Annotated in this window: 24 protein-coding genes and 1 tRNA gene; 16 read left to right on the top strand and 9 right to left on the bottom strand. The window is 66.1% G+C overall.

Annotated features, from left to right (window positions below; all coding sequences use genetic code 11):
- Positions 1-74: 74 nt before the first annotated feature.
- Both BM113_RS17825 and BM113_RS17820 read left to right on the top strand, forming a co-directional pair.
- Entirely contained in the window at positions 75-1,751 is a 1,677-nt protein-coding gene (locus BM113_RS17825; protein ID WP_089789377.1) for a tRNA uridine(34) 5-carboxymethylaminomethyl modification radical SAM/GNAT enzyme Elp3, read from the top strand.
- 188 nt (positions 1,752-1,939) lie between these two features.
- Entirely contained in the window at positions 1,940-3,229 is a 1,290-nt protein-coding gene (locus BM113_RS17820) for a S8 family peptidase (protein WP_089789376.1), read from the top strand.
- Here the strand turns inward: BM113_RS17820 and BM113_RS17815 are convergent, their stop codons facing one another.
- A complete protein-coding gene (locus tag BM113_RS17815) occupies positions 3,230-4,000 on the bottom strand; it encodes an HpcH/HpaI aldolase family protein (protein WP_089789375.1) in 771 nt (256 codons plus the stop codon).
- Between the two features lie 78 nt (positions 4,001-4,078).
- On the bottom strand, positions 4,079-4,897 hold the full coding sequence (locus BM113_RS17810) for a ZIP family metal transporter (RefSeq protein WP_089789374.1): 819 nt from the start codon (positions 4,895-4,897) through the stop codon (positions 4,079-4,081).
- Between the two features lie 118 nt (positions 4,898-5,015).
- On the opposite strand from BM113_RS17810, the gene tenA reads away from it, so the two are divergent.
- From tenA to BM113_RS17795, 3 genes are all read left to right on the top strand, one after another.
- Complete coding sequence (gene tenA / locus BM113_RS17805; RefSeq protein WP_089789373.1) at positions 5,016-5,681, top strand: thiaminase II; 666 nt, start codon at positions 5,016-5,018, stop codon at positions 5,679-5,681.
- Positions 5,678-6,478 (top strand): TenA family protein, encoded by an 801-nt coding sequence (locus BM113_RS17800; protein WP_089789372.1) that lies wholly within the window; start codon positions 5,678-5,680, stop codon positions 6,476-6,478. Before tenA ends, BM113_RS17800 begins: the two co-directional genes overlap by 4 nt.
- Positions 6,479-6,574: 96 nt before the next feature.
- Positions 6,575-6,940, top strand: coding sequence for a hypothetical protein (locus BM113_RS17795; RefSeq protein ID WP_089789371.1), 366 nt, complete (start codon positions 6,575-6,577; stop codon positions 6,938-6,940).
- Between the two features lie 261 nt (positions 6,941-7,201).
- Here the strand turns inward: BM113_RS17795 and BM113_RS17790 are convergent.
- Positions 7,202-7,275 (bottom strand) — tRNA-Tyr (locus BM113_RS17790).
- A gap of 126 nt (positions 7,276-7,401) precedes the next feature.
- On the opposite strand from BM113_RS17790, the gene BM113_RS17785 reads away from it, so the two are divergent.
- The 4 genes from BM113_RS17785 (at position 7,402) to BM113_RS17770 (ending at position 10,714) form a co-directional block, all read left to right on the top strand.
- The gene (locus BM113_RS17785; protein ID WP_089789370.1) at positions 7,402-8,133 is read left to right on the top strand and encodes a zinc ribbon domain-containing protein; all 732 of its coding nucleotides are present in this window, start codon (positions 7,402-7,404) and stop codon (positions 8,131-8,133) included.
- A gap of 208 nt (positions 8,134-8,341) precedes the next feature.
- On the top strand, positions 8,342-8,521 hold the full coding sequence (locus BM113_RS17780; protein WP_007143276.1) for a ribbon-helix-helix domain-containing protein: 180 nt from the start codon (positions 8,342-8,344) through the stop codon (positions 8,519-8,521).
- 2 nt (positions 8,522-8,523) lie between these two features.
- The gene (gene ftsZ, locus BM113_RS17775) at positions 8,524-9,792 is read left to right on the top strand and encodes a cell division protein FtsZ (RefSeq protein WP_089789369.1); all 1,269 of its coding nucleotides are present in this window, start codon (positions 8,524-8,526) and stop codon (positions 9,790-9,792) included.
- Between the two features lie 109 nt (positions 9,793-9,901).
- Entirely contained in the window at positions 9,902-10,714 is an 813-nt protein-coding gene (locus BM113_RS17770; RefSeq protein ID WP_089789368.1) for a nucleotidyltransferase family protein, read from the top strand.
- Positions 10,715-10,803: 89 nt separating this feature from the next.
- Here the strand turns inward: BM113_RS17770 and ncsA are convergent, their stop codons facing one another.
- Together ncsA and BM113_RS17760 are read right to left on the bottom strand one after the other, a co-directional pair.
- On the bottom strand, positions 10,804-11,763 hold the full coding sequence (ncsA, locus tag BM113_RS17765; protein WP_089789417.1) for a tRNA 2-thiolation protein NcsA: 960 nt from the start codon (positions 11,761-11,763) through the stop codon (positions 10,804-10,806).
- 58 nt (positions 11,764-11,821) lie between these two features.
- Positions 11,822-12,541: an alpha/beta fold hydrolase gene (locus BM113_RS17760; protein WP_089789367.1), complete on the bottom strand. Its 720-nt coding sequence runs from the start codon at positions 12,539-12,541 to the stop codon at positions 11,822-11,824.
- 137 nt (positions 12,542-12,678) lie between these two features.
- Here BM113_RS17760 and BM113_RS17755 point away from each other — a divergent pair, with 137 nt between their 5' ends.
- On the top strand, positions 12,679-13,152 hold the full coding sequence (locus BM113_RS17755) for a DUF4442 domain-containing protein (protein WP_089789366.1): 474 nt from the start codon (positions 12,679-12,681) through the stop codon (positions 13,150-13,152).
- Between the two features lie 92 nt (positions 13,153-13,244).
- Complete coding sequence (locus BM113_RS17750; RefSeq protein ID WP_089789365.1) at positions 13,245-13,946, top strand: DUF7095 family protein; 702 nt, start codon at positions 13,245-13,247, stop codon at positions 13,944-13,946.
- Positions 13,947-13,954: 8 nt separating this feature from the next.
- On the opposite strand, the gene BM113_RS17745 is transcribed toward BM113_RS17750, so the two are convergent.
- Complete coding sequence (locus BM113_RS17745; protein WP_089789364.1) at positions 13,955-14,401, bottom strand: DUF7344 domain-containing protein; 447 nt, start codon at positions 14,399-14,401, stop codon at positions 13,955-13,957.
- 124 nt (positions 14,402-14,525) lie between these two features.
- Here BM113_RS17745 and BM113_RS17740 point away from each other — a divergent pair, with 124 nt between their 5' ends.
- Both BM113_RS17740 and BM113_RS17735 read left to right on the top strand, forming a co-directional pair.
- Positions 14,526-15,173 carry a helix-turn-helix domain-containing protein gene (locus BM113_RS17740; RefSeq protein ID WP_089789363.1) on the top strand — a complete coding sequence of 216 codons (648 nt, stop codon included), beginning with the start codon at positions 14,526-14,528 and terminating at the stop codon, positions 15,171-15,173.
- Between the two features lie 85 nt (positions 15,174-15,258).
- Positions 15,259-15,528: an MFS transporter gene (locus BM113_RS17735; RefSeq protein ID WP_089789362.1), complete on the top strand. Its 270-nt coding sequence runs from the start codon at positions 15,259-15,261 to the stop codon at positions 15,526-15,528.
- On the opposite strand, the gene BM113_RS17730 is transcribed toward BM113_RS17735, so the two are convergent.
- On the bottom strand, positions 15,525-16,325 hold the full coding sequence (locus BM113_RS17730) for a class I SAM-dependent methyltransferase (RefSeq protein WP_089789361.1): 801 nt from the start codon (positions 16,323-16,325) through the stop codon (positions 15,525-15,527). The genes BM113_RS17735 and BM113_RS17730 overlap by 4 nt on opposite strands.
- 50 nt (positions 16,326-16,375) lie before the next feature.
- On the opposite strand from BM113_RS17730, the gene BM113_RS17725 reads away from it, so the two are divergent.
- Entirely contained in the window at positions 16,376-17,266 is an 891-nt protein-coding gene (locus BM113_RS17725) for a class I SAM-dependent methyltransferase (RefSeq protein ID WP_245758097.1), read from the top strand.
- A 15-nt stretch (positions 17,267-17,281) separates the two neighbouring features.
- Here the strand turns inward: BM113_RS17725 and BM113_RS17720 are convergent, their stop codons facing one another.
- Positions 17,282-18,154 (bottom strand): deoxyribonuclease IV, encoded by an 873-nt coding sequence (locus BM113_RS17720; RefSeq protein WP_089789360.1) that lies wholly within the window; start codon positions 18,152-18,154, stop codon positions 17,282-17,284.
- A gap of 169 nt (positions 18,155-18,323) precedes the next feature.
- Here BM113_RS17720 and BM113_RS17715 point away from each other — a divergent pair, with 169 nt between their 5' ends.
- Positions 18,324-19,484: a S1C family serine protease gene (locus BM113_RS17715; RefSeq protein ID WP_089789359.1), complete on the top strand. Its 1,161-nt coding sequence runs from the start codon at positions 18,324-18,326 to the stop codon at positions 19,482-19,484.
- A 17-nt stretch (positions 19,485-19,501) separates the two neighbouring features.
- Here BM113_RS17715 and BM113_RS17710 read toward each other — a convergent pair whose 3' ends face one another.
- Positions 19,502-20,359 carry a lipoate--protein ligase family protein gene (locus BM113_RS17710; protein WP_177209208.1) on the bottom strand — a complete coding sequence of 286 codons (858 nt, stop codon included), beginning with the start codon at positions 20,357-20,359 and terminating at the stop codon, positions 19,502-19,504.
- Between the two features lie 2,091 nt (positions 20,360-22,450).
- Here BM113_RS17710 and BM113_RS17695 point away from each other — a divergent pair.
- Positions 22,451-23,677: a tyrosine-type recombinase/integrase gene (locus BM113_RS17695; protein WP_177209207.1), complete on the top strand. Its 1,227-nt coding sequence runs from the start codon at positions 22,451-22,453 to the stop codon at positions 23,675-23,677.
- The last annotated feature ends 30 nt before the right edge of the window (positions 23,678-23,707 follow it).

Here is a 23,707-nt window from a genome sequence, read left to right as displayed (position 1 = left end):
ATACGACCGTCGGACGATGGGCGTACGCAGCGCGTCCGACACGCTTATTCGCCGCGGGCGACCAGAATCCTGTAGTGAGCACCGAGACGCCCGAATCCGACACCGACCCGACGGAAACCGAAGCGTTTCAGCAGGTCTGTGAGACGTTAGTCGACCGGATCCTCGCGGGCGAGATCGAGCGCGACGAGGTCGAGAAAGCCAAACTCGAGGCCTGCTCGGAACACTCGGCACCCAAGGTGCCGAAAAACTCCGAGCTGCTCGACTACGCGCCCAAAGAGCACCGCGAGGACCTCGAGGCGGTGCTCCAGCGCAAACCCGTCCGCACCGCCTCGGGCGTCTCCCCGGTCGCGATCATGACCTCCCCCGAACGGTGTCCCCACGGGAAGTGTCTGTACTGTCCCGGCGGACCCGACTCCGAATTCTCCTCCTCGCAGAGCTACACCGGCGAGGAGCCGGCGGCCGCCCGCGGGGTCCAGAACGATTACGACCCCTACGGGCAGGTCACCCTGCGACTCGAGCAACTGCGCGAGATCGGCCACCCCGTCGACAAGGTCGAACTGATCCTGATGGGCGGGACGATGACCGCCCGCAGCCACGACTACCAGGAGTGGTTCGTCAAGCGCGCCCTCGAGGCGATGAACGACTACGACGTCGACAAGGAACCCGAACCCGCCGAGGGCGAAAGCTTCGCGCAGGACCCCGAGGAGTACGAGTTCAAATACCTCGAGGACGTGATCGCGGAAAACGAGACCGCGGACGTCCGCAACATCGGCACCACGTTCGAGACCAAGCCCGACTGGTGCGATCCGGAACAGATCGACCGGATGCTCGATCTGGGCGGGACGAAAGTCGAGGTCGGCGTCCAGACCACCTACGAGCGGATCAACCGCGAGATGCACCGCGGACACGGCGTTCAGGCCTCCATCGAGGCCAACTGGCGGCTGCGCGACGCCGCGTTCAAGGTCGGCTTCCACATGATGCCCGGCCAGCCCGGGATGTCCAAGGAGATGTGTCTCGAGGACTTCCGCCGGCTGTTCGAGGAGGAGCAGTGGAAGCCCGACTACCTGAAGATCTATCCGACGCTGATCGTCCGGGGCACGGCGACCTACGACTGGTGGCACAAAGGCGAGTTCGAACCGCTGGGCAACGAGGAGGCCGCGGAGCTGATCGCCGAGATCAAGGACATGATCCCCCGGTACACCCGGCTCCAGCGCGTCCAGCGGGACATCCCCGCGGACTTCATCGACGCGGGCGTCTGGAAGTCGAACCTCCGGCAACTCGCCCGACAGCGGATGGAAGACCACGGCTGGTCCTGTGACTGTATCCGCTGTCGCGAGGCCGGAATGAACGACGAGGAGCCCGAAGACGTGGAACTCGACGTGATGACCTACGACTCCTGTGGCGGCACGGAACACTTCATCTCCTTCGAGGACTTCGATCAGGACCTCCTGATCGGTTTCTGTCGGCTCCGGTTCCCGTCGGATCCGGTCCGCCCGGAACTCGAGAACGCCGCGCTCGTCCGGGAACTCCACGTGTACGGGAGCGAGGTCGCGGTGGACGACGGCGAACCCGGCTCCGGCCAGCACCAGCACAAGGGGTACGGCCGGCGCCTGATGGAGCGAGCCGAGGAGATCGCCGCCGACGCCGGCTACGACAAGTTGAGCGTCATCTCGGGCATCGGCGCCCGCGAGTACTACCGCGAGAAGTTGGGCTACCACCAGGACGGGCCGTACGTGAGCAAGCGACTCTGAGTGGTTTCGAGCCGGTCGGCCGTTTCTCACGACCTCATCGACGAGCGCCGCCAGCGTCCGGTCGGGCGATTTCTTTCCTCGAGTTGCCACCGTTAGACTCGCGAGACTGTTCCGTAATTATTAAATAATGGATTGTTGGCTAATCGGTATTGCGTGATGGTATACCATCACGCAGAATGTCACATATGATGGAACGAAGAACGTTCATCCGACAGGCCGCTGCGGGAACGCTAGCACTGGGGGCGATGAGCACGGTTTCGGCGACGGACGACGGGTTACACCTCGTCGCAAGCGAGAGCGACGTCCGGAGCCGGCTGGAGGGATCGGGGTACGAAATCAAAACCGAGATCGTCGACGGTCGACTCTATTCGGTACGCGGAGCGACGGACGCCGCCGACCTCGAGGAGATCGAGGGGGTCACACAGGCGGTTCCGAACGCCAGAATCGAACTCGAGGAACCCGAACTCGTCGAGACCGAAGTCGAGACGGATCGGCCGGAGTTCTACGACCTCCAGTGGGACAAGCAGGTCACGGACGTCCTGCCGGCCCACGAGTACGCGACCGGCGAAGGGCAGACGATCGCAGTCATCGACACCGGGATCGACGACGGGCACCCGGACCTCGGGAACGTCGACACCGACAGGAGCGCGAAGTTCATGCAGGGAGAGGTGCTCGAACACGAGGGCGACCCCCACGGCCACGGAACCCACGTCGCCGGAATCGCTGCAGGAACTGGAGGAGGGATCATCGGCACGGCACCGGACGCCGACCTCGTCTCCCTGCAGGTGTTCTACTTCGTCGAACCCGAGGATCCGGACGAGGACCCCGTGCTGACGACGACGACCGAAGACATCCTGAACGCGGTCGCATACGCCGCGGCGATCGACGCTGACGTGGCGAACATGAGCCTCGGGACGCCGCCGCTACCGCCCCAGTACAACGCGGGCGGCTACCGCGGCGTGCTGACGCCGGTCTACCAGAACGCCGTCGCCCAGGGGACGGTGATCAGCGCCAGCGCCGGTAACGACGCGTACGACCTCCAGGGCGGTCACTTCTCGACGCCCAACGGCATCCCGGGGACGATGAGTATCAGCGCGACCGGACCGAACGACGAACTGGTCTTCTACTCGAACTACGGTACTGGACAGGTCGACGTTGGCGCACCCGGCGGCGGGTACGAGACGCTCGAAAAGACCCTGGCCGAGGACACCGAGTGGCCGTACCCGACGAACCTCGTACTCTCGTCCGTCCCCGAAGACGTGTACGGGACCCAGTACGCCTACTTCGCCGGCACGTCGATGGCCGCGCCGCAGGTCGCCGGACTCGCCGCGCTCGTACGTGAACTCGAGCCCGAAACGACCGCTCAACAGGTCGAAACCGCGATCAAGGCGGGTGCGGAGTACGCCGACGGCCAGAGCGACGCGGAACTCGGCGCTGGACGGATCAACGCGGCGAACACGGTCGAAGACCTCGAGTAGCTACCGCGGTTCGACCGCCTCCTCGAACGCGTTCTTCGCGTCTCGACCCCCGGAGAGCACGTAGTCGACGTCGACCCCGGCTACCACGGCGTCGAACCCGCGCTCGAGCCACCGCTGTACGTCCGCTTGCTCGAGCGCGATCGTCGCCACGGGTTTGTCGACCGCGTGGCCGGCCTCGAGGACGCGGTCGACGGCCTCGCGGAACGCCTCGTCCTCGAACTCCCCGAAGTTCCCGAGCGCGGCCGACAGATCGGCGGGGCCGACGAACAGCGCGTCGAGGCCGTCGACCGCCGCGATTTCCTCGACGTTTGCGAGGCCGTCGCGGGTCTCGATCTGGGCGATGGTGGCGACCTCGTCGTTCGCGTTCGCGACCGCGTCCGACAACGTGTCGCCGTAGCCCGTCCCCCGAGCGATGCCGACGCCGCGGACGCCCTCGGGCGGGTATCGCGTCGCGGCGACGAGTTCCCGGGCTTGCTCGGCGGTATCGATCATCGGTGCCATCACGCCGGCGACGCCCGCGTCGAGGACGCGCTTGATTTCGGTCGGATCGTTCTCGGAGACCCGGACGAGCGCCTCGGTGTCGGTTCCGGCGGCGTCTATCGCGCGGGCCATCTCGGTCACCGTCTCGAGCGAGAGCGCGGTGTGCTCGCGGTCGATCACGGCGATGTCGAACTCGAGGCGGGCGCTGGCCTCGGCGACGGCGGGATCGGACAGCGTGAGCCAGGTACCGACGATCGGCTCGCGGTCCCGGAGGTCAGTGACGACGGTCATGCTCGAGCGTTGCCCGATCTCCGGGAAAAAGCCACCGCGACGGCCCCGGCTGCGAACCGATCGTCCGCCACTGAACACTCAGACCGCGAGCACCGTATCCACCACGAGCATTACCGCGAAACCGGCGACGAACGTCGCCGTCGCCGTGTCGGCGTAGCCGTGCCCGTGGCTCGAAGGGATCAACTCGCGGAAGACGACGGCGATCATCGCACCCGCGGCAAAGCCGGCCGCGACGGGGAAGAGCCCGGTGACGATCGCGACCAGCGAGAACCCGATGGCCGCGGCGATCGGTTCCGGGACGCCGCCCGAGAGGGTCGTGTAGAGGAGCGTCTTCGCGTCGGAGATGCCCGCACGGGAGGCCGGAACGGCCATCGCGAACCCGTCGGGGACGTTCTGGACCGCGATCGCGGTCGCGATGGCGAACCCCAGTCCGGCCTCGCCGCTCCCGAAGGCGATGCCGACGGCCAGTCCCTCGGGGACGTTGTGGATCGTGACCGCGCTCCCCACGAGCAGTGCCCGCCGCATATCGTCCTCTACCGCGAGCCGTTGCCCGTTCACGCCGTCGGTCCGGAGCAGTCCCGTCCCCTCGAGCGGCTGATTCGGCTCGTCGGGATCGTCGAGATGCAGATGCGGGAGCCACGCGTTGACGACGAGCAGGAAAAGGGTTCCCAGCGCGAGTCCGACGACGATCTCTATCGGCGACCCGTACTCGAGGCCAGGGACGATCAGGGCGAACACCGCCGCGCCGATCATGATCCCGGCGGCGAAGCCGACCGCGCTGTCGTAGACGCGGTGACTCACGCGTTCCGCGTACAGCGTGGGAATCGCGCCGATTCCCGTGGCACACCCTGCAAGCAGCGCGACGCCGACGACGACCGCGATTTCGGAAGTCGACACGGTGAACTGTTATCGCGAGCGAACAAAAACGCCACTTTCGACGCTACGCTGGCTCGTTTCTAAAATGGGCTTATACCATCCAGTTATAATACGGAGCGGGCCGTCCGTGCGAGTACAGATGGCGTTTAGTGATCGACTCCTCGAGGAGGGCGAACACGTCTGGAAGGCACAGAAGGATCACCCGTTCGTCCGAGAACTCGCCGCCGGCACCCTCGACGAGGCGGCGTTCGAACACTGGGTGAAACAGGACTACCGGTACTTGCTCGACTACGCGCGGCTGTTCTCGATCGCGGGGACGAAAGCCCGCGACGAGGAGACGATGACCCACCTGCTGGGCGTCGCCCACGAGGTGCTGGATCACGAGATGGATCTGCACCGCGAGTTCGCCGCCGACTACGGGATCAGCCGCGAGGAACTCGAGTCCGTCGAGAAAGCTCCGACCTGTGTCGCCTACACGAACTTCCTCGTGCGGACGGCCTACGAGGGCTCGCTCGCGGAGATCGCCGCCGCGCTCTATCCCTGTATGCAGGGGTATCTCGACGTCGCCGAACACATGACCGACCTCGCCGACGACCTCGAGGGGAACCCGTACGCCCCCTTCATCGAGATGTATACGAGCGAGGAGTTCCGCGAGGCGACGGCGTGGTGCCGCGAGTTCGTCGACGACTGTGGAGCGCGGTTCCCCGGCGAGCACGACGCGATGCGGGAGGCGTTTCTCGCAAGCGCCAAACTCGAGTACCGGTTCTGGGAGATGGCCTACACGCTCGAGGGGTGGGAGCTGTGACGACGGACGAAACGGCCGAGAAGACGGACGTCCCCAGCGCGTACGAGGAGTACGCTACCCACGCCGATACCGACGACCCGCGGTTCACCGACTGGCTGTGCGACCGTGCGGAACCGACCTGGTCCGCCGCCGTCGAGCATCCGTTCACCGACGAACTCGGCGCGGGGACCCTCTCCGAGGACGCCTACGCTGCCTACCTCGTCCAGGACTACGCGTTCGTCGACGAACTCGTCGGGGCGTTCGGCCACGCCGTCGGACAGGCTCCCGACATGGCATCGAAACGGCCACTGATCGAGTTCCTCGACACGATCACGGACGACGAGGACGACTACTTCCGGCGGTCGTTCGACGCGCTCGAGGTTCCCGACTTGGAGTGGACCGACCCCGAGCGTACCGAGACGACGGCCGCCTTCGTCGACCTGCTCGGCCGTGCGGCCCGCGAGGGCGGCTACGCGGAGACGCTCGCGGTGCTCGTCCCCGCCGAGTGGATCTACGAGGAGTGGGCGACGACCGTCGCCACGACCTACGGCGACCCCGAAAGTGAGCCGCCGAGCGCGGGAGCCGATCTGCCGTTCTACTACGCCGAGTGGATCGACCTCCACGCCGTCGAGGGGTTCCGAGAGTTCGTCGACTGGCTCCGGGGCGAACTCGACGCTGTCGGCCCCAGCCTCTCGCCGCGCCGACAGCGTCGCGTCGAGCGACTGTTCCGTCGGACCGTCGCCCTCGAGGTCGCGTTCTTCGACGAAGCGTACGAACACGGCGCTGCGGAAAACGCGGACGCATCGCCGAGCGGATAACGCGTCCGAGATCCGATCGGCGACTCGACGGAAGGTCGGACCTGCGACGCCGATCCCCCACCTCAACTCAAGGCCCCCGTGCGCGTGCGGTCGTCCATGTCCGGCCGCGACACCGTCACCGAACTCCACGTCGAAGGAACACTGTGCGTCGACGTCCCCGTCGACCGCGGCGACGAACTGGCCGTCGGCGCGGCGGACGCGCTCGAGTCGATCGATATCGTTCGCTTCGCCGACGTGCTCGAACTGGGTGAGGTCGACGCCGGCGACGAAGGATTGGCAGTCGTCGTCGACTGTCGGCTGACGCTCCACCTCGACGAATCGCTCGGGGAGGAAAAAGAGGAAGGATTCGGGAGTCGCGTTCGAGAACGCCTCTCCGCTGCTCGCGAGACCGATAGCGGTCGCGCCCGCGCCGTCGATCGGCTCGAGGTGGTCGACGGGCCGTACGTCGTCGAAACGTGGTAATCGGGTTCTCGAGGATCGGGACCTGCTCCTCTCGCTCTCGAAGTGAATGTACTATATCGATCCGTGCTGGAGAGAACCGGACACGCAGTTTCGTCGGAAACGTGTAAGACGCGTCGTGCTCGAGCACTGCCGCCGAGCGTCTGTTCGACACGAAACGGTTGAAACGAGTCCGACTTCTGAAACCCAATTCCGGCAGTAGAACTGCTAAGCGGTACTCAGAAGTCGCTTTCCGATTCAGCCACAGTTCGACGAGGAAGGAAGTCCGCCCTCCCCGATTTGAACGGGGGACAAGTCGATCTACAGTCGACTGCTCTACCAGTCTGAGCTAAGGGCGGTCGCACTCACACGTAACCGCCGAGGACAATATAAGGGTTATCATTCGAATCGACCGCCGGCCCGCCATCCGGCCGACTATCAGCATGATTGATATAGGGGGAGTGTCAACATGGTACCATACGGGAATGAGCAAGATCACGTTCCGCGCCGAGGACGAGCTCGTCGACGAGCTCGAGGACCTCGAACTCTCCAAGAGCGAAGCGATGCGGGAGGCGCTCCGGTCGTACCTCGACTCCAGTGACTCGAGTGACTCGGACGTCTCGGACGCCTCGGAGAGCGCGGAACCCGCCGCGGCGGCGATAGACGACCTCGTGCGCGAGCGCGTAGACGAGGTTCTGGCCGAGCGGTTCGAGCGTCTTACACCGCCCGGGGAACGGGACCGCGAGCCGGTCCCACACGGTCGGGGCCCGCAGTTTGGTGTTCGCCCCAGCGGTTGGGACGGAGAACGCGCCACGCCGCACCGCTCGAGGGCTCCGGCGCCGGAACCGAACGCTCGCGACGTCAACGTCACCATCTCGCTCGAGGGGGATGGGGATGGCGTCCGTGCGGAGGTCGGCTCGTCCGAGGATCGGGCCGATCCGGTTCCAGAACCGGAATCGGAACCGAATCCGGGCCGGGACGGCGACGAGAACCGAACGCACGGTCGCGACCCGAACCGTAGTCGGGACGACGCCGGCACGACCTGTGGACAGTGTGGAGAATCCGTCGACGACGACCACGTTTACTGTCCCAATTGCGGGGAGAAAGCGTCCCGCCGGCTGTTCTGCGACTGCGGCGACGAACTCCGATCGGACTGGGCGTTCTGCCCGAGCTGTGGCCGTCGGACGCCGTCCGCGGACGTCCTCGAGTCCGGCTAGTCATACATCCGAACAGTCGTAAGACACTGACCGTTCGGATCGCCGGAACTTTTATTACGTTGGGCAGTTATCGCTTTATTCGCGTAAGACGGTCGTCTTACAGCGGACACGAAACGGAGAAATTCGCCCGCTCGCGGGCGTTTCCGGTGTAAGACACGCGCGTCAGACAGGGTCGCGCCGCCGTCTTACCTCAACGGGGAATACAACCATGGAGCGTGTGACACTGCGAATTCCGAAACAGCAGATCGAAGAGGTCGAGCAACTGGTCGACTCGGGAGAGTTCCCGAACCGGAGCGAGGCGATCCGGTCGGCCGTGCGCGAAATGATTAACGAGGAGTACGACGGGCAGACCGATCAAGCCCGCAAACGCAACTGGGCGAAGGTGTAACGATGCAGGATATCGTTCAGGACGCCCTCGACAACGCCGAACAGGAGGCCCGCGATATGGACGTCGATCTCGACGACGACGAGTTCGGCGATCCGCGGATCGTCATCGTCGGCTGCGGCGGTGCGGGCAACAACACCATCAACCGGCTGTACAACATCGGCGTCGACGGTGCGGACACGGTCGCGATCAACACGGACAAACAGCACCTGAAGATGATCGAGGCCGACACGAAGATCCTCGTCGGCAAGTCCCTGACAAACGGGCTCGGCGCCGGGGGCGACCCGTCGATGGGCGAGCGCGCCACCGAGATGGCCCAGGGAACGATCAAGGAAGTGCTGGGGGATGCGGACCTCGTGTTCGTCACCGCCGGCATGGGTGGCGGTACCGGGACGGGTGCCGCTCCCGTCGTGTCGGAGATCGCCAAGGAACAGGGCGCGATCGTCGTGGGGATGGTCTCGACGCCGTTCAACGTCGAGCGTGCCCGCACGGTAAAGGCAGAGGAGGGCCTGGAGAAGCTTCGCGAACAGGCCGACTCGATCATCGTCCTGGACAACAACCGGCTGCTCGACTACGTCCCGAACCTGCCGATCGGGAAGGCGTTCTCGGTGATGGACCAGATCATCGCCGAGACCGTCAAGGGCATCTCGGAGACGATCACCCAGCCGTCCCTGATCAACCTGGACTACGCCGACATGTCCACGATCATGAACCAGGGCGGCGTCGCCGTCATGCTGGTCGGCGAGACCCAGGACAAGAACAAGACGGACGAGGTCGTCAAGGACGCGATGAACCACCCGCTGCTGGACGTCGACTACCGCGGCGCGTCCGGTGGACTGGTTCACATCACGGGCGGCCCCGACCTCACGCTGAAGGAGGCCGAGGGTATCGCCGACAACATCACCGAGCGCCTCGAGGCCTCGGCGAACGTCATCTGGGGCGCGCGCATCCAGGAGGACTACAAGGGTAAGGTCCGCGTGATGGCGATCATGACCGGCGTCCAGTCGGCGCAGGTTCTGGGTCCCACGACCCAGAAACAGGCCGACAAGTCCCGTGCGAGCATCGAAGGGCTCGACGAGGCCGACTTCGACGCCAGCAACAACGTCGAAGAAGTCGGCTCGACCGGCGGTTCCGCGGGCTCGAGTTCGCGGTCCGGCTCCGGCTCTCGCTCCCGATCCCGATCCCGCTCGAGTTCGAAGACCGGCTTCGGTGCCCAGAGCGACGGTGGTCGCGAGGAGATCGAACAGCAAAACGGCGTCGACGTGATCCGGTAACCAAATCGCGGTCGGCGCTTTCTGCGTTCGATCCGTGTTCCGATTCTCGAAGCGAGTTCGATCCGAACGTTCGTAACCGCGGAGACCGGTCTTTCACTCGGACTCGAGAATGCACGCGTTCGTCTTCGCAGCCGGTCGCGGAACTCGTTTACGGCCGTATACGGACGAGACGCCGAAGCCGCTGCTCGAGGTGGGCGGCGAGCCGATCCTCGAGCGGTCGCTTCGGCGACTCGTCGACGCTGGCGTCGACCGGTTCGTCCTGGTGGTGGGATACCGACGCGAGGCGATCGTCGATCGCGTCGGCGAGTCGATCGCAGGCGTGCCGATCACGTACGCGGTGCAACACGAACGGCAGGGTCTCGCCCACGCGGTTCGCCGGGCGATCGTCGACGGGTACGACGCGACGCTGCCCCCGATGGGAGCCGGGTGGGGGAGCGACCCCGACGCGACTTCGCTTCCGCCGTCCGTTCCCGAAGACGTCGTCCTCGTCAACGGCGACAACGTCTTCGCCGACGACTGCGATCTCTCGAGGCTCGTCGACCGCCACCGCGAGTCGGGCGTCGACGGCGTCCTTCTGCTCGATCGCGTCTCGAGGAACGAAGCCGAGGCGACGGCTTACTGCGACCTCACGAGCGACGGCACCGTGCGCTCGATCGATGCGTCGGTCGGCGGTTCGGCGGGGAGCGATGACGCGGCCTCCGTCGCCGCGGGCGTCCAGACCCACGACACCGCGGCGCTGCTTTCGGCGTGTCTCGCCGTCACCCGGGCCGACAGCGACGGCGACGAGTACGAACTCGCCGACGCACTCGAGTCGCTGGTCGACCGACGGCGGTACGTCGGCATCGAACTCGAGGGGTGGCACCTGAACGTCAACACGCCGGCCGACCTCGAGGCGGCGCGACGGCGATTAGGGGGCGAGTAGGACGTCGGAAGGGTCTGTGTATGACACGGCGCACACGCTGTCGCACCGGGAAGACGAAGGGAAGATCGGGTAGACGAACTCGGATGCGGTCAGGCCAGCGACTCGAGCAGCGAGCACTTCCGGCAGACCTCGCGGGTCGTCGTCGACCCGCACTCGGAACACTCCCGGAGGTCCGCGCCGTCGTCCCCGCCGTAGCGCTCGGCAGCGATGCCTGCCAGTTCCTCGTACCCCGAGAGGATCGAGTGTCGCGTTCCGGGATGGTTCTCCTCGAGGTCGTACAGGAGTTGCTGGATCTCGGCCCGGTAGGCCTCGCTCGAGTGGGGACACTCGGTGATGTGTGCAGGGAGGTCCTCGAGGTGAGCGTAGAGGGCGACCTCCTTCTCGGGGACGTCCCGCAGCGGCTTCGCCCGCGGGACGAACTCCTCCTGGTCCTCGCGCTCGGAGAGGGGCCCGAGGCTCGCGTCGAAGTGTTTGGCGATCTGTTCGACGTCGCCCTCGAGGAAGTTCATCAGGGCGGTCTGGGCCTCGTCGTCCAGGTTGTGGCCCGTCAACAGGAGATCGGCCTCGAGGTCGTCGGCGTACCGGGAGAGGACGTCCCGCCGGAAGACGCCGCAGTAGGCGCAGGCGGCCATGTTCTCGGGGTCGTCCTCGACGACGTCGTCCATCTCGATGCCGAACTCCTCGGCGTAGGAGACGAGTTCGTGACGGATGTCGAGGTCCGCGGAGAGATCGACGCAGGCGTCGACCGACTTGTCGCGGTAGCCCTCGATCCCCTCGTGGATCGTCAGCCCGACGAGTTCGATGCGGGGGTCCTCGGCGAACGTGTCGTGGAGAATTTTCGTGAGAACGACGCTGTCCTTGCCGCCGGAGAGCCCGATCACCCACGTCTCCGGGTCCTCGGGAGTCGCGTCCTGCGGGACGAGGTCGTCGCGGCGGATCCGACGGCGTACCCGCTTCTCGACCGACTCGCGGAAGTGATCCGCACAGAGGTGCTGTCCCGAGTAGGCGGCGTGCATGACCGCCTCCTCGTCACACCGGTTACAATCCATCACCGGGTCGTTGTCGACGGGCACCCATCACGGTTTCGTCTGGGTTCCAGCGGCGGAATCAGGCGGGCACCCGTGGCCGGTCCTCGACGGCCGGCGCGCCCTCCTCGAGCGCCTCGAGCAGGAGGTCGACGTACCGCTCGCGGGTCATCGAGGAGAACAGTTCGTGCCCGCCATCGTAGAGGACGACGTGCTCGGCGGGGACCCGCTCGCCGATCGGCGCCAGGTCGATGACGGGGTCCCGGAGCGAACAGAAGACGACCGCGTCGTGGTCGATCGTCAGCAGGTCCTCCTGGGCGTGGCGAGTCTCGCGGACGAACGCGGGGGAGACCCATCGGGGGAGCGTCGAGAGCTGGTGGTCGGTCGCACGCTTTCCCAGTGCCTCCCGCCCCATCTCGGCGACCGGGAGGAACGGGAACGCCGTCGGGAGTTGCGAGACGGCCTCGAGGAGGAGGTCGGGGTAGTCGTCGCCGTACCCCCACCAGGGGCTCAGGTAGACGTGGTTGTCCGCGCCGTCGAGCGCCTGGGCGACGAGCGCGCCCGCGCTGTGGGCGAGCAACTGGTACTCGTCTATATCGAGGACGTACTCGGCGATCGGCTCGAGCCAGTCGGCCTTGAAGTCCGCGACGTTCGTCGGGAGTTCGAAGGCGTGGACCCGGTAGCCGGCGTCGGTGAGGTGGTCGATGAGCCAGCCGACGTTCTCGTGGGTCCAGCGGTTCCCCCAGCCCATGACGAAGACGAGTTCCTCGTCGCCGTCCTCGTTGAAGACGCGGTGTCTCATACGCCGATGTTCGACGGGAACCGACAAAAACCTGCTCTCTTGACAGGTAGTGACACGCCCGGACCGAGGACGGCAAACGACCGACCACGGACCCGGCGTTTGGTAACCGTTTTCACTGTCCGAGCGCGACTCGGGGCATGCTCGATGCGCTGCGTTCGCGGCTCTATCGGCTCGGATTCAACCTCTTTCCCGCCTACCGGGGGACCGGAGGCCGCGTCACGTACATCGCGCCCGACTGGCAGGAGATTCGGATCGAACTCCCTCACTCCTGGCGGACGCGGAACTACGTGGGGACGACCTTCGGCGGCAGCATGTACGCCGCGGTCGACCCCTTCTACATGATGATGGTGCTGAAGACGCTCGGCGACGGTTACGTCGTCTGGGACAAGGAGGCCGAGATCCGGTTCAAGAAGCCCGGCAGGGACACGCTGTACGCGACCTTCCGGCTCACCGACGAGGAGATCGACGCGATCCGGGCGGAACTGGCGGCCGACGGGACCGACGCGATCGACCGCCACTTCACCGTCGACCTCGTCGACGACGAGGGGACGGTCCACGCGACGGTGCGAAAGACCGTTTACGTGACGACGGATCGGGAGAAAGCGGTCTGAGCCGTTGCCCCGCTCGCCGAGTGACGCCGCCCACGAGTCGGCGAGTTCCGAACGAAGAAACCGTTTTGCGCCTCGAGACCCCACTCCCGGCAATGAATGGATTCGACCGCGCAGAGGCGGTCGACCGGCTCGAGGAGCTGGTCGACACCGTCGAACGCGACCGTATGCCGGTTCCGGTCCGGGAGGTGTGGGCCTTCGGGGACGTCGCGCTGGGGCTCGATCCGGTAGAGCGACTGGACGTCTACCTGACCAAGGACATCCTGATGCGGGACGACAGCCCGGGACCGGCGGGAACCGCGGGGGCAGACGGCGACGAAGAAGACCCCGAAACACGCTTCCGAACCTCCCACGGAATCGAGGGCGTCGGCAAGTCCGTCCGGGCCGACTGGGCCGAGGAGTACCCCGAGTACCTCCGGGCCAACGCGGCCGGCCACGCCGCCCCCGAGCGGTGCCTGGCCGCCCACCTGCTCGAGGACGACGAGTCCGACCCGATCCACCTCGAGGTCTGCAACGCCTCCTTCGAGGACAACGTCACCCAGCGCCTGCGCGGTGCACAACTGCGGGACGACTACACCCAACTGCTCGATCCCCGCGGCGTCTGTCTCTGGGCCGACGGCGTCCGCAGCGACGAGGCGTTCCGCAAACTCCGGGAGAGCGAACTCGCGCTCCCGACGCTGTCCGCGGCCCTCGAGATGCTCGGTATGGAGGAAGACGAGGCGACCGAAGCGGCCCAGGAACTCCACGCCTGGCGCGAGAATCAGGAGGGCGTGACGGTGCGGGGCGACGTAGTGTAGTCGCGCCCTCACTCGGCCGCGGTCCCGGCGTCGGATCCGGCGTCGGAAGCCGCGTCCTCGACGCGTTCGGTCACGGTCTCGAGGACGTCGAACAGGGATGCGACCCGGCGGTCGTTCGTGACGAGTCGTCCCGCCCTAGGGTCGTATTCGATGACGCCTGCGTCGTCGAATTTCGGCAGGTGAACGTGTCGCAGGTTCCGCTCGAGGGTCGCGATGCCGTCCGGGTGTGGCTCCCCTCCGTTCCGTTCGTTCCGTTCGTTCCGCTCGTTCCCTTCGACCCCACCGCTCCCCACGTCCTCCTCCGGCGCGAGCTGCTCGGCCAGTTCAGAGGGGGTAAACTCCGATCGGTCGGTCGTGTGCAGGTACCGGCAGAGCTCCCGTCGGCGACGATCCGCGAGCAAGTCCAGCCGTCGACCGATCGTGTCCGACCCACCCGTATCGTTTGGATACCCCATATCGAATGGTGAAGAGTCAAACGAATAGCACGACGGCCTCGATATTCACGCATTTATATCCCCTCGGCGACTGCGGCCACAAGATGCGTAGGTTCACCTGTCGTACTGCCGACAGGGAGTTACCGTGTTGCTCGCCACCTTCGTGATCGATTATCCGATCCTGCAGGAGACGCTAGCAGAGTCGCCGGCCGACCTCGAGTGGGTCCAGTCCGATCTCACGGAGGACGGCTCCCACCAGATGCTCGTCTGGATCGAGACGGACGACTTCGAATCACTCGAGACGCGGCTCGAGAACGATCCGACCGTGACGGGGACGTCCCGGATGACGTCGCTGGACCGGCGGCGTCTCTACCGGATCGAGCTAACGGAATCGGGTCACCGCTCGAGCGTCTACCCGATCGTCGTCGATCGGGGGATCGTCCTGGAACGGGTGACCGCAAACCGGGACGGATGGAGTTTCCGGGTCTCTTTCCCGGAGTACGACGCGCTCGAGGAGTTCCGGACGTTCTGTGCGCGACGGGACATCGAGATCGAACTCGAGCGACTGTACGAGCGACGCGAGGGGACCACTCGCTCCGAGTACGGCACGACGGAGCGCCAGCGCGAACTGCTCGAGGCAGCCGTCGAGACCGGCTATCTGGACGTTCCGCGTGCGTGTACGCTCGCGGAACTCGGCGAAGAACTGGGGATCTCGTCGAACGCCGCCTCGGAACGGTTTCGCCGCGGCGCGTCGACGCTGATCGAAAACACGCTGCTGGCCGACTCGGACTAGATCGGCCGTTCGAACGGGAGGTGGCTCGCGACTCCCGTGCCGACGGATACGAAGAACTTTGGTCCCGCCGTCGATGCGTGTCGGTATGCCACTGCTGACGATATCCACTGCGGCCATCCTCGAGCGACTCCGTTCGCCCCGGATCGCGCTGCTCGCGAACGTCGCGCTGGTGATGACCGGATCGGCGCTCGCACTCGCCGGCTCCCTGGATCTCGTGACGGGCCTGATCGTCGTCACCGCCGGCCTGATCGGGATCTACGTCTCCCTGCTCGGGAAGGACGCGGAGGATGGTAGCGGCGACGATACCGATAACGGCGACGACGATGAACCCGGCCGAAGCGGCTCGGCGGACTAGATGCGGCCGACGGTGACGAAGAACGGAACGGTCTCCTCGCGTTCGTACTCGCGGGCCTCCATCTGGGCGACGACGTTTCGGCCCATCCGGCGCCACTCGCTCCGGAGTTGGTCGTACTCGCGTTCGGTCAGTCCCCCGGAGAGCATCGTCTTCCGGTCGTCGGCCAACCCGGCTCCCGTCGCCTTCCGCCGCGCGGCGACGACCGCCCCCTCGTCGTATGGCGGTTCAACCCGCCGAACGTGGTCGTAGCGACGGGTCTCGAGGACCTCGAGTCCGGCGGCCTCGAAGGCGTCGCGGGCGTCGGCCCCGAGCGTGACGTCGGTCTCGACGCCGTCCAGGTAGGCCCGACGGGCCCGCCGCTCGAGGGCGCCCTCGGCGTCGACGCTCGAGTCGATCGAGACGGCGGCGTTGTCGGGTTCGACGGCCGCGACGAGGTCCGCGGAGACCCGCGAAAACTCCGTGATCGCCGCCGCGGGCTCGGGCAGGTTGATCAACAGTGCCTGACAGACCACCAGGTCGAAGGCGTCGTCGGGGAACGGCAACTGGTAGGCGTCGCCGGCGACGGCGGGAACCCGCTCGCCGGCGACCTCGAGCAGGGCCGGATCGGCGTCACAACCGATCACCTCGGCGTCGCCCGGGCACTCGGCGTCGAGCACGCGGCTCAACTCGCCGGTGCCACAGCCGACGTCGAGGATCCGGTCGCGGGACTCGAGTTCGAGCGACTCGAGGGCCTCGCGGGAGTCGTCCCACATCCCCCGGCGGGTCCGCCGGAGGTAGTCTTCCGAGAACTCGCGCACACGGTGTCGTTGGACGGTCTCGAGTAAAAACGGGTCGGTTCTTCGCCTTCGTGCCGGTCGTCGCGGCCCTCGAGTGCGAGCACGAGCACGAGCACGAGCACGAACGCGACGTGTCGCCGCGCCGCGAACAGCCGGAACTCCAGCCCTACACAGAAACTATATGGGTCGATCCGTCGTTGCGACGACGTAGTTCGCTCGGAATGACCGACGACGCGGACGGCAGGATCACGGAGGCGGGATACGAGCAACTCGCGGCCAACGCCGACGGACTCGAGCAGTGGGAGAGTCCGTGGGCGGACAGCCACTACCAGCGACACTACGTCTGGCCCGCCGTCCGACCGCTGCTGCCGGACGTCGACGGTCGAACGGTCCTCGACGCGGGCTGTGGCGTCGGCCACTACGCGGCGTGGTTCGCCGAACGCGGCGCGTCGGTCGTCGGGGTCGACGCGAGCACCGAGGCCCTCGAGGCCGCCCGGGAACGCTGTGGAGACGAGGTGACGTTCCATCGGGGAGACCTGACGGAGCGACTCGAGTTCGCGGCAGACGGGAGCGTCGACCTCGTCTTCAGCAACCTCGTCCTCGATCACGTCGAGGAGTGGCGGCCGGTCTTCTCGGAATTTGAACGGGTGCTGCGGCCCGACGGAATACTGGTATTCAGCACCGTCCATCCGCTCCGGCGCTACCTGAACCACCGGGCGGACCTCGAGAGTTACTACGAAACGGAGGGGTACGTCGTCGAGTGGGGATCGACCGACGCCCGCATCGAGTCCTACTACCGCCCCGTGGGAGAGGTCGTCAACGCCCTCGCCGAAAGCGGGTTCGCCGTCTCCGAGTTCCGGGAGGCACGACCGCAGGAGGAGTACGAAGCCCACCAGCCGGACCGGTACGAGCAGGCGATGACCCGGCCCGATACCCTCTGTGTCCGCGCTCGACCGGTCTAGTGTCCGCCGAGTCGATCAGGCGTCGTCGCGCAGTTCTTTGACCTTCTCGATGTTCCAGGCGAAGCCGCGGCCGTCCTCGGTCGGCGTCTCGAGCGCGAACGGGAGGTCACGAAGGTCGGGGTGGTTGACGATCGCCCGCATGCCGTCCTCGCCGATGTAGCCCTCGCCGATGTGGGCGTGTTCGTCCTTGTGCGTGCCGACGTCGTGTTTCGAGTCGTTGAGGTGGATGTACTCGAGGTACTCCAGTCCGACCTCGTCGTCGAACCGCCCGACGGTCTCGTCGACTGCCTCGGGCGTCGTCAGGTCGTTACCCGCGACGAGCGTGTGGGCCGTGTCGATACAGATCCCGATGTCGGTCTCGGTACGGTCGATGATCCCCGCGAGGTGTTCGAACTCGCCGCCGAGTTTCGTGCCGCTCCCGGCGTCGGACTCGATGAGGATCTGGACGCCCTCCGGCACGTCGAGGTCGTCGATGACGCCCGCGGCGTTGTCGAGTCCGCCCTCGACGCCCGCGCCCGTGTGTGCGCCCAGGTGGACGTTCACGTAGGGGATACCGAGTTTGTCGGCGGCGTCGAGTTCCGCCTGCATGCTCTCTTTCGACTTCCGGCGGAGATCCTCCTTCGGCGTACAGAGGTTGACCAGGTACGAGGAGTGGATCACCCACGGCCCCTCGAGCAACTCGTCGCTCTCCTCGCGGAACCCGTCGGCGGCCTCCTCGCCGATATCGGGCTGTGCCCAGACCTGCGGCGAGGTGGTAAAGATCTGTCCGCAGTTGCCGCCGAAGGCCCGCTGGCGGTGGACCGCGTTGCGGATGTCGTCGTACGGCGGCGTTTCGTCGTCCGAAGAGACGCGCGACCCGGAGATCGAGACGTGTGCTCCGACTTTCATGGCCCGGTATCAGTACCGAGCGATGAAAGGTACTTCGAAGCCGGCGGATCGCTCCCCTCGAACGCCCGTACACGCCCGCCCGCCTTCGGCCCGTCCATGCCGACCCGCGCGAGTCGCCCTCCGATTTTAACAACCTCTCGTCCGTAGTTCGATCGAGGTGTGGTAACGTATGTCGGGAACACCGGCGAGTACGATCACCAGACGGACCGCCCTCGAGGGGCTGGCGGGCCTCGTCGCGGTCGGGTCGGATTCCGGGGTCGTCGGCGGGAATCGAGAGACAGGAATCCAGGAGCAGTCGGACGAGGACGACGGATCCGCTGCTGGCTGCGACTACGGGCGGGTCTTCGAGGACGTCATCGACTCGGTCGTCACGGTTCGGGTCTTCGACCGAGAGGAGGCCGAAATCGTCCAGGGATCCGGCTGGGTGTACGACCGCGAGAACGGCGGCGCTACCGTCCTGACCAACTGGCACGTCGTCTTCCTTGGGGTCGGCGCCGACGTCCGGTTCAGCGGCGGCGACTGGCGCGCCGTCGACGCGCCGCTCGGCTTCGACCCGTTCAGCGATCTCGCCATCCTCCGAGTCGAGGACGTCCCGGAAAACGTCGAGGCGCTATCGCTCGCCGAGGAGCCGCCGGATCCGGGCGATCGAGTGGCCGCCTTCGGCGCGCCGCTCGGCCTCGAGGAAACCATCACGACTGGGACCGTAAGCGGCGTCGGCCGGTCGACGACGGTCCAGTTCGAACAGTTCGCCTACACCGTCCCCAGCACGATCCAGACCGACGCGGCGATCAACCCGGGCAACAGCGGCGGGCCGCTCGTCGACTGCGCTGGCGACGTCGTCGGCGTCAACTTCGCGGGCACGCCCCCGTTGCTCGCCGAAAGCGTCAACTTCGCCGTCGCCGCGTCGATGATCGAACGGATCGTCCCCGAGATCGAGGAGTTCGGCGCCTTCAGGTATCCCTATCTCGGCATCCAGGGAATCACGCTCTCGCCGACCGTCTCGCGGCTCAACGGCTTCGACGAACGGGCCGACGGCGTCTACGTCGAACGGACCGTCGACGGGTTCCCCGCCGACGAGCACCTGCAGGGCAGCACCGCGATAGACCGCGAGACCGGCGTTCCGATCGGCGGAGACGCCGTCGTGGGCGTCGACGATGTCGACGTGAGCGACCTCGACGACCTCCGGAACGTCCTCTTTCACGAGACCCGCCCCGACGACACCGTGGGGCTCGAGGTGCTCCGGGACGGAGACCGGGAGGAGATCGACGTCACGCTCGCGGCGAAGCCGTTCGAACTCGAGCGCATCGGCGTTCGCGAGCCGACGCTCTAACGCTGGCTGCGGGGACGCTACCGTTCCCCGCCGTCCGCCTCGAGGGCCTCGCGGTCACGAACCCACGCGTCGCTCCCGTACTTGCGCGCCGCGAGGTCGGCCGCTCGCTCGAGTTCGTCCGCGCGCCACTCGCCCTCGTGGGCGTTACACCAGTCGGCCAGCGCGTCCCCGAGGACCTCGACCGCCTCCTCCCGGTCGATCCCGGCCTGCTCGCTGATGCTCGTGACGCGGTCGAGGAAGGTCTCCGGCTCGATCGCGTCTTCGGGGTCGAAGACGCCGACGTGGCGTTCGGGCTCGAGGTCGTAGCTCAACGATCCGTGCTGGATGACGACGTCGCGCTGGCGGTACTGGGCATTGCCGCTGATCTTGCCCGCCTCGCCCGTCTCGCCTTCCGCGCTTGCCGGCGCGACGACGTCGTGAGCCGGGTTGATGTCCCGCAGATAGCACGACGGATAGTAGATCGACTCCTGTTCGGCCCCCGCGAAGTCCGCATCGACGCCCATCCGGTCGAACGCCTCGAGGATCGGTTCGCAAAACAGCGCGTAACAGTCCATCAGGTCGCCGGGCACCTCGTCCGCGGGCGCGACGATCGTATAGGAGATGTCGGCGTACCGGTCGTGGTAGATGCCGCCGCCGCCGGTCTGTCGCCGGGTGACGTCGATCCCCTCGCGCTCGCAGTACTCCCAGTCGATCGAGGCGGCGTCCTGGCGGTAGCCGAGCGAGAGCGTACTCGGCTCCCAGGAGTAGACCCGGACCGTCCGGACGTCGTCCTCGAGGGCGCGCTCGGCGGCGATCTCCTCGAGCGCCATCTGGGTGGCCCCGTCTCGAGGGTCGTCCCGTATCAGTCGCCACTCGCGTTCGGCGAGTTCCGTCATGGTCGACCTCATGCGAGCAACGTGGAAATCGATTCCGATGGGGTCCCGGCCCCGTAACTCCAATCTGCGGACGGTCGAAGGCGGCTGGACTCCGCCCTCGGGAGTTCTCCGTGTTCACGTCGTGTGACCGGTCGATCCGACGTCCCGGTTCTCGAGGAGTTGACTCCCTTTCGTACAGTTCGTCAGTTCACAACGGTGACGGTTCTTGACGGGAGTGTGCTCGTGAACGGCGAAAAGGAGGTGATCTGGGCGACGGGCGACGGGACCGGCGAGGTTGAATTCCCGATCACGGACGATGGGAATGCGAATAGTGTCAGCGTTCGATCTGCGTCCCCGGGGGACGACGTCGCAGTGGTCGTGGAGGCTCCGGGTGGGCGATCGCGGACGGTGTTCGAGTTGACGATGCCCGTCGAAGAGTGTCGGTGGGACGAGTGCATGGCGGAATGAACGACTTCGTGGCTTCCCAGTCGTCCGCACGCCGAACACGCCAACGGTTGCGTATACGGCGCTCGGTCCCCGCACGCGGTCGGTTGATACTGGTCTGGAGTAATTCCGCTCCGGAAGTACTCTCCGGGTAGTTTCCTCGCAAAACGAGTGCTCAACGAGGGTCACGAAAAGATATAGCACTAATCAGTTTATGCGTTTCCTGACCGTCGAAGCGAGTTCCCGACGGACGCTCGAAACACAGCACTCGAGAGGGAGATAGCCAAGGGACTCGAGAAGGATCGTCGAAAGCAAGCGCCGGACCCTTCACGGAGCAAACGGAGTCCCCCAATCCCAGGACCCGTTCCCCGGACTATCCACCGGTCGTGTACCACGGTCTCCCGGGACGCTCTCGTCTCGGGGCGAGCATCGGTCCAGCCTCGAGCGGCACCTTGAGCTCCTCCCAGCCCAGGAGTGGGATTCCCCCAGGGGATTTCGGCAATGGCGGTTCCCCGGAGGCAACGTTCCCCACCTTGCGGCGGGTACTCCAGTCTGTGCGATCCTCTTTGGGAGTGATTCGGCCGATCGGAGGCTCCTGTGATCGACGAACAAGCACCGAAAGTCCCTGGACCACTCCGACGACGTGAGGATCGTCGACGATGGACGGAATCTCGAGCGGTCTATCTCGACCGCGTCTCCGTTCGGCCGTACCGATGGACGGCGCTACCGGTTCGAGTAGTCGCTCGAGACGAAACCGTGCTTTGGCTACTCCGACGACCCGGGCGGACGTCCGACGGAAAGCGACGATTCCCGGCCTATCCACCGTCGACCGGCCGGTCTCGACGACCACTTCGTGGACCGACCTACGCACGCTTTCGCAACGAGCCGTTGCCGATCCGCCAGTGGCTTCGACGTCTCCGAACCTCCCCCGAGGTATCGGTCCGCAACGATCTCGAGCCGTTTCTCGAAGCGTTCCGGCCGATACCACGCGTTAGCACAGTTCGTACCAGCACGTCCGACCCCTGCCGTTAGGGGGCGACTGTAGTCTCCCTTTCCGTCGGCACCTCATCGATTGTCCACGCGTTCCCGGGCCTCGCGGACACCGCGCTTGCTCGAGGCGATTCCCGACCGACCTCGGGTAACCCGCGTGCCGGTGCCGATATCGGTGGTGGCGACCGTTCGGTTCCCAGCAAATTGGATCGCTGCCGGAGTACCTCTGTCGCTCGCGTTCTCGACCACCCGTGACGACCGGCACCACTGACTGCAAGTGACGAAGGATAGCCCGCCGACCCGTCACTCGACTCAGTATCACCAACCCCCAATACTCCAGAAATTGGGGCTTACAGGCCCCATTGGACGTATTTCGCCCTCAGCCCAGAACTGTTACTTGAGTCGTTTGTCCACTACACGACAACCGATTAAGCAGTAGTTTTACGTGACTGTCATCGGTACGTGGCGGTAGGAGATGACGACCAGTGAGTCAGCCGGTGTCGACGGACCGTCCTCAGGAGACGCCGAATACGAACACGACCCCTGGGGTCGAACCGGTGAAAACGGGCATTCATTCTCGGTCCGGCGGCCGGGATTCACGGCGGATCGGGCCACCCTCACGAGAGAGCGAGCACCGACCAGCAAACTTCTCGAGACCCCCGTCAGCGAGGGGCACCGATGAGCGGCGGCCAAACGATCCGCTGGTCGCGGATGTCCCTGGAAGAGCTCCAGTCGTTCTGGACCGAGGAGATCGAACCCGACCTCGAGCGTTCCGGGGTCGACCTCACGGAGCGGCCCTCCTATCGTCAGGTCGCCGACGCCGGTTACTCCGGGATCGCCTACGCCCTGCGGGAGCACCACGACATGTCGCTGACGGACTTCCTCGCGACCGTCGGCTACGAGGAACCCGGATCGTCGGCGTCCTACCGGTGGGGGATCGACGACGAAACCACCATCGCCGAACTCGAGTCGTACCTGGAAACGCTCGAGCGACGGCGACAACTCGCGACGTCGACGGTCCAGACCAAACAGTCCCGGCTCGCGACCTACGCCCGGATCTACCGGGAGGTCCACGGGGAGGCGGACCTCGTCGACCGGGCCGCCGACGCGTCCAACGAGAGCGACGAGATCCGGCGTGCGCTGGTCGTCTTCGACGAACTCAACTACGAACTGGGGACCGACGCCTCGAAACTCCGGTATCTCAGCGACGTGAGCCAGTTCTACGAGCACCTCGAACGGCGGGCCAAGGCCGCGTTCAACCCCGTCGAACGCATCGACGAGGAGTACAACTGGTCCCGCGAGGAGCCGGACAACGCCGCCCTCACGGGCCGGCAGGTCGGTCGGCTGTACGACGCGGCCGACTCCCAGAGCGAGGAACTGGTCGTCCTCGCGCTCTGTGCCTGGGGGTTGCGCCGAAACGAGGTCGCCGCGTTACACACCTCGCAACTGGTCCTCGAGGGCGAAGACCCCCACATCGCGTTCGGGGACGAGCGAAAGAACGGGCCGGGAACCGTCGCGTTGATCTACGGCACGTCGAAGCTAGCCGCCCGGATCGATAGACTCGACGAAGACTCCGGGTGGTCGGGATACCTGTTCCCCTCGAGTCGCTCCGCGAGCGGCCACATCACGGGCGAGACGGTCCAGGCACGGTTCCAGCGACTCGCCGAGGACGCCGGCGTCCGCGTACAGGGTGACTTGCCGACCTCGAAGATGGGACGGCGGTTCTGGTACACCACCTACAACCAGGCGATGAAGAACCTCCGGGAGAACCTGGACGTGATCGCCGCCGAACAGGGGAGTTCCGACTCCTCGGTCGTCATGAAGAACTACCTCTCGGAGGAGGAACGCCGCCAGTACCGCCGGGAATTCATGCGAGAGCAACTGGCGGAGGTTTTCGAGGGATGATCGCCGTCTCGGGAGCGAGGTCGGGGGGTC

Source organism: Natronobacterium haloterrestre, assembly GCF_900112205.1.
Lineage (GTDB): Archaea > Halobacteriota > Halobacteria > Halobacteriales > Natrialbaceae > Natronobacterium > Natronobacterium haloterrestre.
The sequence above is the reverse complement of the archived record's forward strand: the minus strand, read 5'-3'. Positions and strand labels throughout refer to the sequence as shown.

What these genes read in the sequence shown, in the direction of transcription:
- BM113_RS17710 (WP_177209208.1), bottom strand. Translation starts at nt 20,359, where the DNA reads ATGACGGAACTCGCCGAACGCGAGTGGCGACTGATACGGGACGACCCT.
- BM113_RS17795 (WP_089789371.1), top strand. Translation starts at nt 6,575, where the DNA reads ATGTCCGGCCGCGACACCGTCACCGAACTCCACGTCGAAGGAACACTG.
- BM113_RS17745 (WP_089789364.1), bottom strand. Translation starts at nt 14,401, where the DNA reads ATGGGGTATCCAAACGATACGGGTGGGTCGGACACGATCGGTCGACGG.
- BM113_RS17695 (WP_177209207.1), top strand. Translation starts at nt 22,451, where the DNA reads ATGAGCGGCGGCCAAACGATCCGCTGGTCGCGGATGTCCCTGGAAGAG.
- BM113_RS17715 (WP_089789359.1), top strand. Translation starts at nt 18,324, where the DNA reads ATGTCGGGAACACCGGCGAGTACGATCACCAGACGGACCGCCCTCGAG.
- ftsZ (WP_089789369.1), top strand. Translation starts at nt 8,524, where the DNA reads ATGCAGGATATCGTTCAGGACGCCCTCGACAACGCCGAACAGGAGGCC.
- ncsA (WP_089789417.1), bottom strand. Translation starts at nt 11,763, where the DNA reads ATGGATTGTAACCGGTGTGACGAGGAGGCGGTCATGCACGCCGCCTAC.
- BM113_RS17780 (WP_007143276.1), top strand. Translation starts at nt 8,342, where the DNA reads ATGGAGCGTGTGACACTGCGAATTCCGAAACAGCAGATCGAAGAGGTC.
- BM113_RS17720 (WP_089789360.1), bottom strand. Translation starts at nt 18,154, where the DNA reads ATGAAAGTCGGAGCACACGTCTCGATCTCCGGGTCGCGCGTCTCTTCG.
- BM113_RS17785 (WP_089789370.1), top strand. Translation starts at nt 7,402, where the DNA reads ATGAGCAAGATCACGTTCCGCGCCGAGGACGAGCTCGTCGACGAGCTC.
- BM113_RS17820 (WP_089789376.1), top strand. Translation starts at nt 1,940, where the DNA reads ATGGAACGAAGAACGTTCATCCGACAGGCCGCTGCGGGAACGCTAGCA.
- BM113_RS17750 (WP_089789365.1), top strand. Translation starts at nt 13,245, where the DNA reads ATGAATGGATTCGACCGCGCAGAGGCGGTCGACCGGCTCGAGGAGCTG.
- BM113_RS17760 (WP_089789367.1), bottom strand. Translation starts at nt 12,541, where the DNA reads ATGAGACACCGCGTCTTCAACGAGGACGGCGACGAGGAACTCGTCTTC.
- BM113_RS17815 (WP_089789375.1), bottom strand. Translation starts at nt 4,000, where the DNA reads ATGACCGTCGTCACTGACCTCCGGGACCGCGAGCCGATCGTCGGTACC.
- BM113_RS17770 (WP_089789368.1), top strand. Translation starts at nt 9,902, where the DNA reads ATGCACGCGTTCGTCTTCGCAGCCGGTCGCGGAACTCGTTTACGGCCG.
- BM113_RS17755 (WP_089789366.1), top strand. Translation starts at nt 12,679, where the DNA reads ATGCTCGATGCGCTGCGTTCGCGGCTCTATCGGCTCGGATTCAACCTC.
- BM113_RS17735 (WP_089789362.1), top strand. Translation starts at nt 15,259, where the DNA reads ATGCCACTGCTGACGATATCCACTGCGGCCATCCTCGAGCGACTCCGT.
- tenA (WP_089789373.1), top strand. Translation starts at nt 5,016, where the DNA reads ATGGCGTTTAGTGATCGACTCCTCGAGGAGGGCGAACACGTCTGGAAG.